The 15,513-nt window shown below is 45.1% G+C and carries 12 protein-coding genes; all 12 read right to left on the bottom strand.

Going from position 1 to position 15,513, the window contains the following annotated elements; genetic code table 11:
• Positions 1-88 precede the first annotated feature (88 nt).
• A complete protein-coding gene (locus LAJ61_RS08555; protein ID WP_224053576.1) occupies positions 89-928 on the bottom strand; it encodes a ferredoxin--NADP reductase in 840 nt (279 codons plus the stop codon).
• 95 nt (positions 929-1,023) lie between these two features.
• Positions 1,024-2,544 carry an NADH-quinone oxidoreductase subunit N gene (locus tag LAJ61_RS08550; RefSeq protein ID WP_224053575.1) on the bottom strand — a complete coding sequence of 507 codons (1,521 nt, stop codon included), beginning with the start codon at positions 2,542-2,544 and terminating at the stop codon, positions 1,024-1,026.
• Positions 2,545-4,131, bottom strand: coding sequence for an NADH-quinone oxidoreductase subunit M (gene nuoM / locus LAJ61_RS08545; RefSeq protein ID WP_224053574.1), 1,587 nt, complete (start codon positions 4,129-4,131; stop codon positions 2,545-2,547). It abuts the gene before it with no gap.
• 5 nt (positions 4,132-4,136) lie between these two features.
• Positions 4,137-6,038, bottom strand: a complete 1,902-nt coding sequence (gene nuoL, locus LAJ61_RS08540; RefSeq protein ID WP_224053573.1) for an NADH-quinone oxidoreductase subunit L — start codon at positions 6,036-6,038, stop codon at positions 4,137-4,139.
• A gap of 7 nt (positions 6,039-6,045) precedes the next feature.
• Positions 6,046-6,369 (bottom strand): NADH-quinone oxidoreductase subunit NuoK, encoded by a 324-nt coding sequence (gene nuoK / locus LAJ61_RS08535; protein ID WP_007115476.1) that lies wholly within the window; start codon positions 6,367-6,369, stop codon positions 6,046-6,048.
• The gene (gene nuoJ / locus LAJ61_RS08530) at positions 6,369-7,013 is read right to left on the bottom strand and encodes an NADH-quinone oxidoreductase subunit J (protein ID WP_224053572.1); all 645 of its coding nucleotides are present in this window, start codon (positions 7,011-7,013) and stop codon (positions 6,369-6,371) included. Before nuoJ ends, nuoK begins: the two co-directional genes overlap by 1 nt.
• Positions 7,010-7,561 (bottom strand): NADH-quinone oxidoreductase subunit NuoI, encoded by a 552-nt coding sequence (gene nuoI, locus LAJ61_RS08525; protein ID WP_007115474.1) that lies wholly within the window; start codon positions 7,559-7,561, stop codon positions 7,010-7,012. Before nuoI ends, nuoJ begins: the two co-directional genes overlap by 4 nt.
• 15 nt (positions 7,562-7,576) lie before the next feature.
• Complete coding sequence (gene nuoH / locus LAJ61_RS08520; RefSeq protein WP_224053571.1) at positions 7,577-8,632, bottom strand: NADH-quinone oxidoreductase subunit NuoH; 1,056 nt, start codon at positions 8,630-8,632, stop codon at positions 7,577-7,579.
• A complete protein-coding gene (nuoG, locus tag LAJ61_RS08515; protein WP_224053570.1) occupies positions 8,632-11,628 on the bottom strand; it encodes an NADH-quinone oxidoreductase subunit NuoG in 2,997 nt (998 codons plus the stop codon). Before nuoG ends, nuoH begins: the two co-directional genes overlap by 1 nt.
• Before the next feature lie 9 nt (positions 11,629-11,637).
• Positions 11,638-13,110, bottom strand: coding sequence for an NADH-quinone oxidoreductase subunit NuoF (gene nuoF, locus LAJ61_RS08510; protein ID WP_224053569.1), 1,473 nt, complete (start codon positions 13,108-13,110; stop codon positions 11,638-11,640).
• Positions 13,107-13,616, bottom strand: coding sequence for an NADH-quinone oxidoreductase subunit NuoE (gene nuoE / locus LAJ61_RS08505; protein ID WP_224053568.1), 510 nt, complete (start codon positions 13,614-13,616; stop codon positions 13,107-13,109). The genes nuoF and nuoE overlap by 4 nt, the downstream gene beginning before the upstream one ends.
• Positions 13,617-13,629: 13 nt before the next feature.
• Complete coding sequence (nuoC, locus tag LAJ61_RS08500) at positions 13,630-15,432, bottom strand: NADH-quinone oxidoreductase subunit C/D (protein ID WP_409034961.1); 1,803 nt, start codon at positions 15,430-15,432, stop codon at positions 13,630-13,632.
• Between the last annotated feature and the right edge of the window lie 81 nt (positions 15,433-15,513).

Here is a 15,513-nt window from a genome sequence, read left to right as displayed (position 1 = left end):
ATTTTTCATGGGTATCAACCCTCATCCTTTACCGCTTTTGTTTCACCAATTTTTTTTACCGATTGTGCTTTGCCAATTAACGAGGTGCTTACCAATAATTTTCAACGGCGATATTGCCTTCGCCGCGGCGATTCATGGTCAATCCAATCGATTTTAAGGCTTCTTTGGTATCTTCGACCATTTGTGGATTACCACACACCATCACGTGACTGCACTCTTTATCCAGTTTTTGCCCTACCAATTGGGTTAACTTGCCCGACACTATCAAGTTAGGAATCCGCGCTTTTTCCCCGGCATAATCCGCTTCCCGCGTGACAATAGGCAAGAATACAAACGCCGCCCCATTGTCGCCATAGATTGACTTAATCGACCCAATCTCTGCTTGATAAGCAAGCTCTTGCGAGGTGCGTGCGCTGTACACCAAAATAATGCGCTGATATTGCTGCCATACATCAATGGTCTTTAAAATCGATAAAAATGGTGCTAAACCCGTGCCTGTTGCCAGCAACCACAAATCATTGGGCAGGGGTAACTGGTAGCGGGCTAAGGTCAAATAGCCAAATGGTGTGGTATTGAGCAATAAACTATCGCCCACTTGGATATGATTAACCTTACTGGTAAATTCCCCCTCAGGAATAACCACCGAGAAAAATTCAATAAATTCATCATAGGGTGAAGATGCGACAGAATACGCGCGAAACACATAGCCATTAAGGTCAACGAGCTGACCTTGCGTCTCAGAAGTTGTTAACTTGGTCTCATGGTTTTGTGCAAAATATTGCAAATCTTTACCATGGATACCGAGCCTAACAAATTGCCCTGCGGTAAATTTAAAGCCATCGGGACGCGTGACTTTGAAACTTAGTAAAGTGGGTGCCCAACGGGTCACTTCAATCACTTTAACGCGAATACTTTTATCATCTGACATGTTATCTTGACCATTTTTTTTGCATCATTATAAACAAAAAAGCGTACCTTAATGAGCTAAGATACGCTTTTTTATGTCGCAGTCTTAAAATTGGATTAATACATACGAACTAGCGTGATAATTTTTGATAACGTTTCGGGGAAAATACCGAAGTACAATACTGCTAGCGTCACCAACAATACCATGATACCGCCTGCTTGAACACCCCAATGATTGACCGCATCGTGCGGCTGCACTGCTTGGGGACGTCTAAACAAGGTGACCATAAGATTTAGATAGTAATACAAGCTAATCGCACTACCCACGATAATCATGGCAGTGAGCCACCAACTTTGCGCTGAAACCGTAGCAAAAATTGCAAAGAATTTGCTGATAAAGCCTGCGGTCAATGGAATACCTGCCAGTGACAACAGCATCACAGTCAATACAGCGGTCAGTACAGGACGTTGCCAAAAAATACCTTGGAAGTTATCAAACAATTCTGCCTCGCCTTGACGTTTATACGGGCTTGACATGATAGTCACGACACCAAACGCACCAATGGTGGTAAACGCATACACTGCCATGTAAAGGCTGACAAAACCTGCCGATTCAACTTTTACGGCGCTGATGATAGCTAACACATAGCCGATATGCGCAATGGAGGAATAAGCTAACAGACGTTTTATATTTTGCTGACGAAGCGCCAGTACGTTACCGATAATCATCGATAAACTGGCAATCACCACAATCAAGGTATTGACTGCTGGCAAGGCTAAGGTTGCCGTCGACAATAAAAAACGTAACCCTAACGCCATCATAGCTACTTTGGAAACACTGCCTAAGAAAGTCGCCACAGGTGCAGGCGCACCTTGGTAAACGTCCGACGTCCAAGTGTGAAATGGTACCGCTGAGAGTTTAAAGGCGATACCAAATAACATTAATGCCGTACCCACCACCAAAATCGGCATAATCATACCATTTTGAAACATGGGCACGATTGCCATACCAATTTGACGGAAGGATAAAGTCCCTGTGTTTGAGTAAATTAATGCCATACCCATCAACATGGTAGCAGAGGCTGTCGCCGATAAAATGAGGTATTTGAAACCTGCTTCTAACGATTTACCACGGGCATAGGTATAAGCCAACATACCATATAGCGGTACCGACAATAACTCTAAGCTGACAAAGAAAGAGGCTAAGTTATCAGCGCATACCATAAACAGCGCGCCCAATGTTGAGATAAGCATTAGCAAATACAATTCTTCTTTGTTGTCGCCATAGCCCTCAATGTAACCATACGCCAAGGTAAAACACGCCAATGAGCTGATTAAAATAATCACCATATTGAACTGGGCAAAGCTATCCACCACAAATAAAGGAGCGATCAAGCCTTGTGATGGCGTAAATAATTGATACAGACCATGCAAAATGCTATCAGGATTGCCACCCAATAATTGTATGAGCACAACAACCAAGGCGGCATTAAGACCAATGACACTAAGGGTGCCTGCCACAAAATTTGAACGCTTCATGGCGATGGCAATCATCACCACCACCGTGGTGATTGAAATTAAAATCATTGGAAACAATGGCATGAGCACATTGCTAGCAAATGGAATAATAGGATTCATCTATTTTACCTCCATATGAGCAAATGGCTCTTGAGAAGTAGGTACAACTTGCTGGACATGATATGCCTCACTAATCCACCGCATACTGTGATCAGAGGTATCTAAGAATGATTGCGGATATAGACCTAACCATATCAAGCCAAACGCAAGCACCAACAAGATTGCCGCTTCACGCGCATTGATATCACGCATTGGTGACATTTTCTCAATCGTCGCTGTTGGCGTACCAAATAATGCTTTATAAATCATAATTAATGCGTATAAACCTGCAACGACTAAGCTAAAGGTGGCAAACACCACTGCCACAGGATGCGAGGCAAAAGACCCTAGAAGAATTAAGAACTCACCAATAAAGTTACCAGTACCTGGAATACCTAATAATGCCGCGGCAAAGAACATAAGTAACGGTGGGTAATAACGCATTTGACCCCACATACCACCCATCTGGCTCAAATCACGGGTATGTAGACGCTCATAAAGCTGACCGCTCATGATAAATAATGCCGCTGAGCTAAGACCATGTGCCAACATTTGAATCATCAAGCCTTGGAAACTAATTAACGTACCGGCATACAACGCAAGTACCACAAAACCCATGTGTGAAATACTGGTATAAGCAAGTAACCGCTTGATATCTTGCTGCATAAACGCAAGCCAAGCCCCGTAGAAAATACCAATACCGCCCAAGGTAATCGCAATCGGTGCAAACTGAGCACTAGCTTCTGGGAATAATGGCAGGACAAACCGCAATAAACCATACGCCGCGGTTTTAATCAAAATACCAGCCAAATCCACCGAGCCTGCAGTCGGTGCCTGCGCGTGCGCGTCGGGTAACCAGCCATGCAGTGGGAAAATTGGTAATTTAACCGCAAAGCCAATAAAGAACATCAGCATGATTGGGTATTGCCATTTACCAAGATCTGTACCTAGCAAGTCCATATAGTTAAACGTTATTTGACCTGTGGTTGATGCATGAATCATGACCAAAATCAAAATACCAATCAACATAATCAGACCCGATGCTTGGGTATAAATAAAGAATTTGGTTGCGGCATATTCTTTGGTTTTACCACCAATCGCATTGTGTCCCCAAATTGCAATCAAGAAATAGATAGGAACTAACATCATCTCCCAAAAGAAGAAGAACAAAAACATATCGATTGCTAGGAAAACACCAATAACACCGCCCAGACTCCAAAGCAGATTAAGATGGAAGAAGCCCACACGGCGAGTAATCTCACCCCATGAACACGCCACCGCCATCATACCTAAGAAGGCTGTTAGGCTCACCATCAACAGCGATAACCCATCAATGGCCAGATGGAAACTGACCCCCAATGAGGGCATCCAAGGTAGTTGAAACTCTGCCAACCAAGTCGGTTTAGCAGTCACCTCAGCAATGGTTTGTGCTGCACCAATAAAGTTACCGTTTTGCCAAATAGCTACCGTAATCAAAAACGTTAATAGCATGCCAAGAAACGCAATCCAACGCGGAAAACGTTCATCAACTTTTTCAACCAACCAGCACAGAAAACCTGCAATGATTGGAATAAATATCAAGGCGGGTAATAAGAGATTATTTTGCATAACTGTTACTTCCCTATCATCATCATTACCAACACCAACAATACTGCCATGCCAAGACCGAAGCTTGCAGCATACCCACGAATCGAGCCTGATTGGAACCATGTCGCCACTCGGTTACCTGCCAGCGATAGGGCTGGTAAAATATTCCAAGTGCGGTCAATCGGGTCAATTTTAATCAACTTACCAATCAATAAGAATGGTTTAACAAACACAATGTCATACAAAGCATCAAAGCCTAAACCATGATAGCACCAATAGTTAAGCGCACGGCCCAAACCTGTTTGGTTAAACTTACTCACAATGCGACCTTTATCTAGGGCAAACAAGAAAGCACCAACAATCAAACCCGCCAACATCGCAGCCATCACAATCATTTCTGCCGTGTGCTTACCTGATTCCACCTCAGGATGAATCACGCTAAAACTTTGTGGCAATACGCCTGCTAATGGTGGATGAATCATCGCCCCCACTGCAGTTGATAACACTAGCAATACCGCGAGGGGCAGCCAGTATGTCCAACCCTTAAGATCGTGAATAGGCGTTTTTTCTTCACCAAAGAACACAATCCAAATCATACGAAACGTATAAATCGAGGTTAAAAACGCACCCACCACTGCCATCCAAAATAAATTCATATGACCTGATGCGAAGGTTTCCCAAATGATTTCATCTTTTGAGTAGTAACCCACCGTAATCCAAGGAATCGCAGCAAGTGCACCCCCGCCGATCGCAAACACCGCAAATAGGAATTTATTTTTATAAAACAAGCCACCCATTTTAAAGATGTTTTGCTCATGATGGTAAGCCAAGATAACAGCGCCTGACCCTAGGAATAATAAAGCTTTAAAGAACGCATGGGTCATCAAGTGGAAAATCGCAACTTGCCAAGCGCCTACCCCTAATGCCAAGAACATATAGCCGATTTGACTCATGGTGGAATAAGCTAAGATACGTTTGATATCGGTTTGTGCAAGCGCACAGAAACCAGCAACCAACAATGTTGTTGCCCCAACGATACCTACCCAACTTGCCAATACATCAGGGGTCAATAAGAACACAGGATGTAAACGGGCAATTAAATACACACCTGCGGTAACCATCGTTGCCGCATGAATCAAGGCTGAAACAGGCGTAGGACCTGCCATCGCATCAGCAAGCCAAGAATGCAGCGGAATCTGTGCAGATTTACCCATCGCACCAAGCACTAGCATCACAGCCGCAACTTTGATGGTAGGATAGCTATGACCAAAAATCGTCACCGTGGACCCTGCCGACGTGAGCATTTGCGATACATTGGCATTGATATCTGAGATATTTAACGTACCCAATTCACGGAACAACAAGAATAAGCCAAACGCTAAAAACACATCACCCACACGGGTTACGGTAAAGGCTTTCATCGCAGCACGTCCATTGGCGCGCTCGTGATAATAAAAACCAATCAATAAGTAAGAACAGATGCCAACGCCTTCCCAACCTAAGTACAACAGCACTAAATTGTCAGCAAGCACAAGTAACAACATACTTGCGACGAATAGGTTCATATAGCTAAAAAATCTTGCGTAGCCTGTTTCACCGCGCATATACCATGACGCGAAAATATGAATTAAAAAACCGACACCGGTAATCACGCCCATCATCGTCACGCCCAAACCATCCAGCATGAGACCAAATTTTGGGGCAAAACTACCGACTTGCATCCACGTCCACAATGGCTGATTAATGACAGCGCCTTGTGTGTGGTTCATTAAAAAATCACTGCCTGCCATCAAGGCACACAAAGCAGCCAAACCCATACTGCCGACACCGACCACTGCGGCTGCGTTTTCGCTTAAGCGGTCACGCATGGTTGCTAGAATCAGAAAGCCAATCAGCGGCAGCATAAAGGTTAAAGGTAACATACTCATTTTGATTTCACCCTTTCATCTCATTTGCCGTATCGACATCTAAATGACCACGCTTATGATAAAACTGTAAAAGAATAGCCAACCCAATCGCGACTTCAGCGGCTGCCAAAGTTAGCACCAAAATAAACATAATTTGTCCGTCAGGACTGACCCAGCGACTACCTGCCACTACAAATGCTAAGGCAGCAGCATTCATCATAATCTCAAGACTCATCAACATAAACAAAAAATTACGTCGTACCATCACACCACAAAAACCAATGGCAAACAAAATCGCTGACAAGATTAGACCGTGCTCTAACGGCACATGCTCTAATGGAAAGTGTCCCATTATGCCTTCTCCTCCTGAACTTCGCGTAACACAGCCGGTTGGCTGGGCTCTCTATCAATAAAATTCGTTAAGGCAGGTTGTAGGGTATTACCAAGCTCACTGTTATGACTTTCGTTTTCATCATCCAAGGCAGATTTTGCCAAATGATAAGCCGCCACCAAACCCGCTAGTAATAAAAACCCTGCAATTTCGACCAACAATAAATATTCGGTAAATAATTTGGCACCGATCATTTTTGCCGTGACTGGCTCCACCCCGATAACCGCTGGCATCATTCCTTCAGACCCATGTTTCATGCCAATCAAACTAAACAAGGTCAAACCCACAATAAATGCAAGTCCTGCCGGCACTGCCCAAGCCGAGGATGATAACCAGCTTTCTTCTTCTAAAGTACTTTGGGTGCCTAAGTTCAGCATCATCACCACAAAAACGAACAAGACCATAATCGCCCCGGCATAAACGATGATTTCAAGCGCACCGGCAAATGGCGCACCTAAGGCAAAGAAAATACCTGATAACGCCAGCAGCGTGACAATCATGTTTAATAACGCATGCACAGGATTGGTGCGAGTAATGACGCGTAAACTAGCCAAAATAGCGACAATCGCTAATAAATAAAACCCTATCGTTGCTCCGGTTATCATGGCAATAAACTCCGTAAATCAATCGGTGCAGACTCATTTTGGTGTGCCCCTTTAGGTTTATCTTTGGTCGCCATCCCAGTCACACGGTAATAATTGTAGTCAGGAAATTTACCCGGGCCTGAAATTAACAAATGCTCTTTTTCATACACCAAGTTTTGACGATTGTACTCACCCAGCTCAAAATCTGGCGTCATCTGAATAGCCGTTGTCGGGCACGCTTCTTCACACATACCACAAAAGATACAACGTGAGAAGTTAATACGGAAAAACTCTGGATACCAGCGTCCGTCTTCACGTTCCGCTTTTTGCAGTGAAATACAACCCACCGGACAAGCGACGGCACATAGGTTACAGGCCACACAGCGCTCATCCCCATCCGGGTCGCGTGTCAGTACAATACGCCCCCGAAAACGCGGCGGTACAGGGACAGGTTGTTCTGGGTATAAAATCGTATCACGTTTACGGGTCGCATGGCTTGCGACCATGATTAGGGTGCGCAAGATTGAGCCAAAACCCGTAATCGTGTTTTTTACCATAGTCAAATACATACGTTAATCTCCACCTTACCCTACACCATGGGTGCGCCATAATACATAGGCCGCCGTCGCGAGTAAATTAATCAAGGTAATGGGTAGACAAATTTTCCAGCCAAAGTTCATTACTTGGTCATAACGTGGACGCATCAACGCCCCACGCGCCAATACAAACATGGTCATGAAAAACAGCGTTTTTAACATGAACCAAATAATCGGCGGGATAAAACTCAGTCCATCAAATAATGGCAACCAACCACCAAAGAATAAAATAGTAATCAGCGACGATACCAACACGATATTGACATATTCACCGACAAAGAACATACCAAATTTCATACCTGAGTATTCAACATGGTAACCTTCTGCCAATTCTTGCTCTGCTTCTGGCTGGTCAAATGGGAAACGGTGGGTGACTGCCACACCTGCGACCATAAAGGTTAAAAACCCTAAAATTTGACCAAACACATTCCAGTGCCAAAAACCACCGGCTTGTGAATATACGATATCGCGTAAGTTAAATGACCCTGCCAGCGCTACCACACCCATTAGCGATAATCCGAGAAAGACTTCATAACTAATGGTTTGGGCAGCAGAGCGTAGACCACCGAGCAAGGCGTATTTATTGGCTGATGCCCAGCCACCAAACATCACCGCATAAACTGCCAACCCTGCCATCGCAAAAAAGAACAAAATACCGATGCTCCAGTCTGCGCCACCGAGTGATGGCGTAACTGGCACAATGATATAAGCGGCTAAAGCGGTAAATAATGAAATCGCAGGCGCCAAGATAAAGATAAATTTATCGGCAAATTTGGGTGTCCAGTCTTCTTTAAAGAAGATTTTGAGCATATCTGCGGCAACTTGTAGCGAACCTTGCCAACCTACACGGTTTGGACCATAACGGTCTTGCCATAGTGCTAACATGCGACGTTCATAAGGAATCATCAACGCGGCAAAAATCACCACCGCCAAGAAAATAACAATTGATTGCACTGCCAAAAATACAATTGACCAAGCTTCAGGGGACATTACCCCAGCCAGCCATACAGGTAAATCGGGCATCTGTCTAACAGAATAATCCATTATACCCCCTCCCCTGGAGTTACTTGAGCTGTCACGCCACCATTATTAGCTGCTGGTGGTACGACAGTGTTGGTAGTTGCTGATTTTACGATACTGATGTCCGTATAAGGCTGCGCTAGCAAGGCTTCTAATTCACCCGCCTGACCCACAGGATAGCCCACACAGCTTTCAGCTAAGTAATCGACAAGCTGCACAGGTAATGTAGTTGCTACACCTTTCACTGTGACCGTTAACATATCACCTGATTGCAGCTGCCATTTATCCGCATCATCCGTTGATACACTAAAAGCGGCTGACGTCAATTGTGAGGCGACCACTTCACTACGGGCGGTTAATTCATCACTAGCAAAAATATTATACACCGGCACTAGCTGGGTTGAACCTTGTTGGCTAGCAGCCGCAGGCGCAATATACTCACGTTTTGGCAATGCGGTTAACGCATCAAAAATACGCACGCCTGGATCGCCATGTTTGAGATGACCACCCACTTTATCTTGGTATTTATTCCAAGCTTGCGGTGAGTTCCAACCTGCTGACCAAGCAAATGGAATCATTGCTGAATCCGTCTGAGTGCCCACATAACCTTCTTGTGAGAAGGTGAGGCCCGTATCGATATCTTTTGGCTGCTCTGGCTCATGCACAGAAATCGGTGCACGCATCGCTGTACGACCGGAATAACGGCGTGGCTCACGGGCGACTTTTAGACCAGTAATACGGTAATCGGCTGATGGCGCTGCTTGTCTGATTGCCGCTAGTTGTGGATTGGTGTCTGCGACCGCAGCAATCACATTATCAAGCTGCGTCCAATCAATCGCACGGCCATTGAGCTCAGACTCTATCGCATGTAACCAACGCCAGCTTTCTTTTACCATGCTTTGCGGGCGATAGTAGACAGGATCATACACTTGGAAGAAACGCTGTGCACGACCTTCTGCTGAGATTAATGTACCGTCCGCTTCTGCAAAGGTTGCTACAGGTACCATCACATCTGCATGGTTATGCCATTGGTAAGCTTCATGATCAAGTACAATCAATGATTTGTTGATTAGTAATTGGTTCATTTGCTCAGCGGTTAGGCGGCGGCTGATGTCATTTTCCATGACAATCACCACATCGGCATCATCACCTAATTCATCAATTGCTTTACCACCGAGCAAGTTGACGCCTATGCTATTGGCAGCAGGTACTGATAAGTATAAACCGGCTTTTTGTTGATAGCCTTTGGTCGGGTTCATGCGGCTTGGACGTTTAACTTGCTTGGCTTGTTCAGCAAATGCCGCTTCATCCATCTCTTGTTTGAGTTTGGCTTGCTCTGCATCGATTTTGGCAATTTCTGCATCCACTTGGATGTTGTGGGTATCAACCACGCCTTTTTCATAGATGACCACTTCACCGCGTTTTTGTTCAGCGATATTGGCAATTTGTGCCGCCGCTTCTATGATGGCGGTGTGGTACAGCGACGAGCCTGAGATGATAAGTGGCTTGGTTGCTTTAAGCAGCGTCTGCGCGATATGTTTAGCAAATGCTTGCATATCAGCATTATCGTCTTCATCGATAACCAAATCTTTTGGTAATTGTGAGGTAGCCAACGTTTTCATGTGCTCAGCAATGCTAAAGCCTAGTTCAGCGATGTCGCTTGGCGTAGCAACGCAGCTTACTTCGGCAATATCATCAAGGCGCGTATCTTTCACATCCACAATAAAGATTGGGCTGTAGTCTTTTTGACCGATACGAGCCACAGGCTCTGCCAAGAAATCTGGCGTTTTTAGTGCATCTGCCATTTGTTTGGCGCGATTTTTTGCCGCTTGGCGTACTGCCAGTGCAATACGTGGACTGGTTTGGGTAATATCTTCACCCAAAATCAATACCGCATCATAATCCTCAATCTCACGCATGCTTGGATTATGGATATTTTCTGTGGTCAACACATCGATACATTTTTGTACCACAGTTTTTTCTTGATTGGTAATACCAATGCTAAAATTTTCGGCACCAACTAAGCGTTTTAGGGCATAGTTTGATTCAAGGCTGGCAACCGGTGAACCAATACCGATGGCTTTTTTACCCTGTAAACGGTTTTTGATGGCATCGATAGTATGGTCAATGCTCAGATTGGTTTGTTTACCGTTTAGTGTTTCAATCGCTTGAATTGGGCGGTCTTGGCGGTTGACATAGCCATAGCCGAAACGACCACGGTCACACAGGAAGTAAGCGTTGACTTCCCCATTAAAACGGTTTTCGATACGGCGCAATTCACCATAGCGCTCACCCGCTGAGATATTACAACCTGCCGAACAGCCATGACAAATGCTTGGGGCATATTGCATGTCCCATTTACGATTGTAGCGCTCTGAGTGAGTTTTGTCAGTAAATACCCCAGTTGGACAAACTTCGGTGAGGTTGCCTGAAAATTCACTTTCAAACTGACCGTCTTTATCTCGACCAAAGTACACACGGCTTGCTGATGCGTAAACGCCCAAATCTTCACCACCCGCGTAGTCTTTGTAATAACGTACGCAGCGATAACACGCAATACAGCGGTTCATCTCATGATTGATAAATGGACCCAAGTCTTGGTTTTGGTGGGTACGTTTAGTAAAGCGATATTTACGATAATTGTGACCTGACATGTAGGTCATATCTTGCAAGTGACAATGACCGCCCTCTTCACAGGTTGGACAGTCATGGGGGTGGTTAGTCATTAAGAACTCAACCAAGCTTTTACGGAAGTTTTTGACTTCTGCATCCGTCACTGAGATCCACATGTCTGGGGTCGGATTGACCATACAGGACATGACCAAACGACCACGACCCGCTTCATAATCTTCTTTGTTATTATATTGCTTGACGGCACACTGGCGGCAAGAACCCACCGAGCCCAATGCAGGGTGATAACAAAAATAAGGGATATCGATGCCAAGCGATAAACAAGCTTGTAGCAAGTTATCGGCACCATCAACTTCGACGTCTTGACCGTCTATATGAATAATTGCCATGCTAATTCCTTACACTGATTGCCCATTGGTGGTCTTAACCGGTTGATACACTTCAACTTTTCCGCTGTTTACAGATGAAGGCACGCCCGTTGGGGACAATTGTTCTTCAGGCGCCACATTGTTACCAATTTTGGCTTCAAATTCTGGTAAAAAGTATTTTAACGCACTTTGTAATGGCTCAACCGCACCCGGTGCGTGGGCGCAGAAGGTTTTACCTAACCACAAATCTTTGGTCAATTGGCGCAGCACGTCAATATCGACAGGTTGACCATTGCCTGTATCGATGGCATGCAAGGTTTTGACCCCCCACGGCAAACCATCACGGCAAGGCGTACACCAACCGCAGGATTCACGGGCAAAGAATTTTTGCAAATTGAGCGACAGTGACACCATATCTTGCGATTCATCTACCACCATAATCAAGCAGGTACCTAAACGGCTACCCGCTTTCATGATGGGTTCAAAGTCCATTGGCAGGTCTAAATGCTCATCACTGGCGGTTAAGAAGTCAGTTGATGCACCGCCTGGTAACCAAGCTTTTAATTTACGACCGTCTTTCATGCCTTTGGCATAATCAAAAATAATTTCGCGAGCGGTGGTACCAAATGGCAGTTCCCATAGCCCTGGGTCATTAACTAGACCTGAACAACCCATGATTTTGGTGCCTGGGTTTTCTGATTTGCCTTGTGCCAAGCCTTTATACCATTCTACGCCATGCAGCATGATGCCCGGCATGTTGTTTAAAGACTCTACGTTATTGACCACAGTGGGACGACCCCATGCCCCTGATACTTGTGGGAAGGGTGGTTTGGTACGTGGATTGGCACGGCGACCTTCAAGCGAGTTAATGAGCGCAGTTTCTTCGCCACAGATATAACGGCCTGCACCGGTATGTACATGTAAATCAAAGCTATAGCCGGAACCTAGAATATTATCGCCTAAATACCCTTTGGCACGGCATTCATCCAATGCATTATTTAGGCGTTTAGCGGCTTCAATGTACTCACCACGGATAAAAATATACCCTGCCGTTGCACCAATGGCATAGCCTGAGATAATCATCCCTTCAATCAGCTGAAATGGTAGGCGCTCCATCAATAGACGGTCTTTAAACGTGCCTGGCTCCATCTCATCTGCGTTACAAATCAAGTAACGGGGTCCGCCATCGGGTGGCGTCATAAAGGTCCATTTAAGACCTGCATTAAAGCCTGCACCACCACGTCCACGCACGTTAGCATCTTTAATCATGTTGCCCACTTCTTTGGCAGATTTAGCCAAGGCATTTTTTAGACCTTCAAACCCCTTTAGGCTTTCATAGGTTGCCAAATCTAGCACTGAGTCATAATGCGCCAAACGCCAAGTCAGGGGCTTGGTCTCACTGGTGGCTGTCGCTTTATCACCATAAATAGGAATGCTTTGCTCGCCCAATTGACTGGGTGATTTGCCAATTTTTCGATTATTAATTTGACGGGTTATATTCATGCGTATTGCTCCAGCAATTCAGCAATCTCTTCAATTTGGACAGGACCGTAGGTATCTTCATCAATCAAAACCGCTGGACCTTTATCACAGTTGCCTAAACAACAAATGGGTAACAGGGTAAAACGATTGTCTGGGGTGGTTTGACCAAAACTAATACCTAAAGTGCGCTCAAAGGCTTGACCTAAATTCTCTGCACCTACCAGATAACAACCAATCGAGTCACAGACCAAAATCACATGACGACCAACCGGTGAACGGTAGATACGGTTATAAAATGTTGCAACCCCTTCCACATCGGTGACTGGGATTTTTAAGATATTAGCAATCGCGTTGACTTGTGCATCATCCACCCAGCCATTACGGCGTTGGACAATTTTTAGCGCATCAAGTGATGCCGAGCGGCTTTGTGGGTAGTGATGCATAAATTCATGAATGTCGTGAATTTCTGCTTCGGTTAGAATGCTTGCGACATCCACCTTTGGGGTTTTATCAGTTACAATCTTCATCGGTGGTTTTCTCCTAACGGTCAACGTCTGCCATAACAACGTCAATCGACGCTAGATAAATAATTAAGTCAGAAACCAAGCTACCATTAATGACTGATGGCATTTGCTGTAAGTGCGCAAAGGTCGGTGTACGAATACGGGTACGGTAACTCATGGTTGAGCGATCAGACGTAATATAATAGTTGGTAATACCTTTCACTGCTTCCACCATAAAGGAGGACTCGCCTTCTGGCATAACAGGACCCCACGATACTGAAATAAAGTGGTTAATCAAGGTCTCAATGTCATTTAAGGTGCGGTCTTTGGGTGGTGGGACAGCCAGTGGGTGATCGGCTTTGTATGCCCCCATTGGCATGTTATTAAGACATTGCTCAATGATACGCAGTGACTGACGAATCTCTTCAATTTTGACCAAACAGCGGTCATACGCATCGCCATTAAACTCAATTGGCACTTCAAAATCAAAATTTTCATAGCCAAGATAAGGACGCGCTTTACGCACATCGTAAGGGATACCTGTGGCACGTAGACCATGACCTGATACGCCCCAAGCCAGTGCAGATTTAGCATCGTATTGGGCAACGTTTTGGGTACGCAGTTGTAGCACCTTGTTTTTCATGGTGGCTTTGACGTATTCATCGATACGTTTTGGCATCCAATCTAAGAATTCACGAACCAGTTTGTGCCAGCCGTTTGGCAGGTCCATCGCGGTACCGCCGATGCGAAACCACGCTGGGTGCATACGATAACCGGTTACCGCTTCAATCACATCATACGCTTTTTGACGATCGGCGAACATATAAAACACTGGCGTCATACCGCCCGCATCCTGAATGAAGGTGCCCCAGTACAGCAAATTATTGGTGATACGGAAGAACTCACTCATCATGATACGAATGGTATTCGCGCGATCCGGTACCGTGATGCCTGCCAGTTTTTCCACTGACATGAGGTACGGTAATTCATTCATCACCCCACCAAGATAATCGATACGGTCAGTGTAAGGAATAAATGAATGCCAAGTTTGACGTTCAGCGATTTTTTCAGCGCCGCGATGGTGATAACCAATATCTGGGATACAGTCGATGACTTCCTCACCATCTAACTGAAGCACAACGCGAAAGGCACCGTGCGCAGAAGGATGGTTAGGACCCAAGTTTAGGAACATAAAGTCTTCGTCACGACCACTACGTTTCATGCCCCACTCTTCTGGGACAAATCGTAGGTTCTCCTGCTCAAACATCTGCTTGCCTTTATCGAGATAATAAGGCGGTACTTCAGTTGCACGAGAGGCGTATTCTTTACGCAGTGGATGACCTTCCCAGTATTTTGGCAACAAAATACGGGTTAAATGGGGGTGACCATCAAAGGTAATGCCGAACATATCCCACGCTTCGCGCTCATACCAGTTGGCATTGGGCCAAATGCGGGTTGCCGTAGGGATGTGTAAATCAGCTTCTTTGAGCGCCACTTTGATACGGATGTCCGTATTGCGCTCTAACGACATTAGATGATAGAACACGGTGAAATCACTGTCAGGTAAGGCATTGCCATCCCTGTCTTTACGATGTTGGCGTAAGCGCTCATCAATCGCTGAGATATCCAGTAACATCACGTAGGGCTGTGGCAAGGTGCGAAGGTACAGGAGTACTTCGATGATCTGTTCACGGCTGACCCAAATAGTGGGAAAAGCGTCAAAGGTTTTTTGTACAACAAACTGTCCCTCAAACTTGCGATTTAATTCTGCAATCACTGCTGGGACGTCAGTTTGTGCTTGATTATCAGTTACCGTTACCATGAGTGGCACTTTCCTCATTCACAATTATTAAGAAGGTAATGGAATACCTTTTTTTGTTTTGAACGCAATTCGATAAGCTTTTACTTAGCGAAAATTCAT

This window comes from Faucicola osloensis (assembly GCF_020041925.1).
Classification (GTDB): Bacteria; Pseudomonadota; Gammaproteobacteria; order Pseudomonadales; family Moraxellaceae; genus Faucicola; species Faucicola osloensis_D.
Note: the sequence above shows the minus strand (reverse complement) of the source record. Positions and strands in the feature narration are given on the sequence as shown.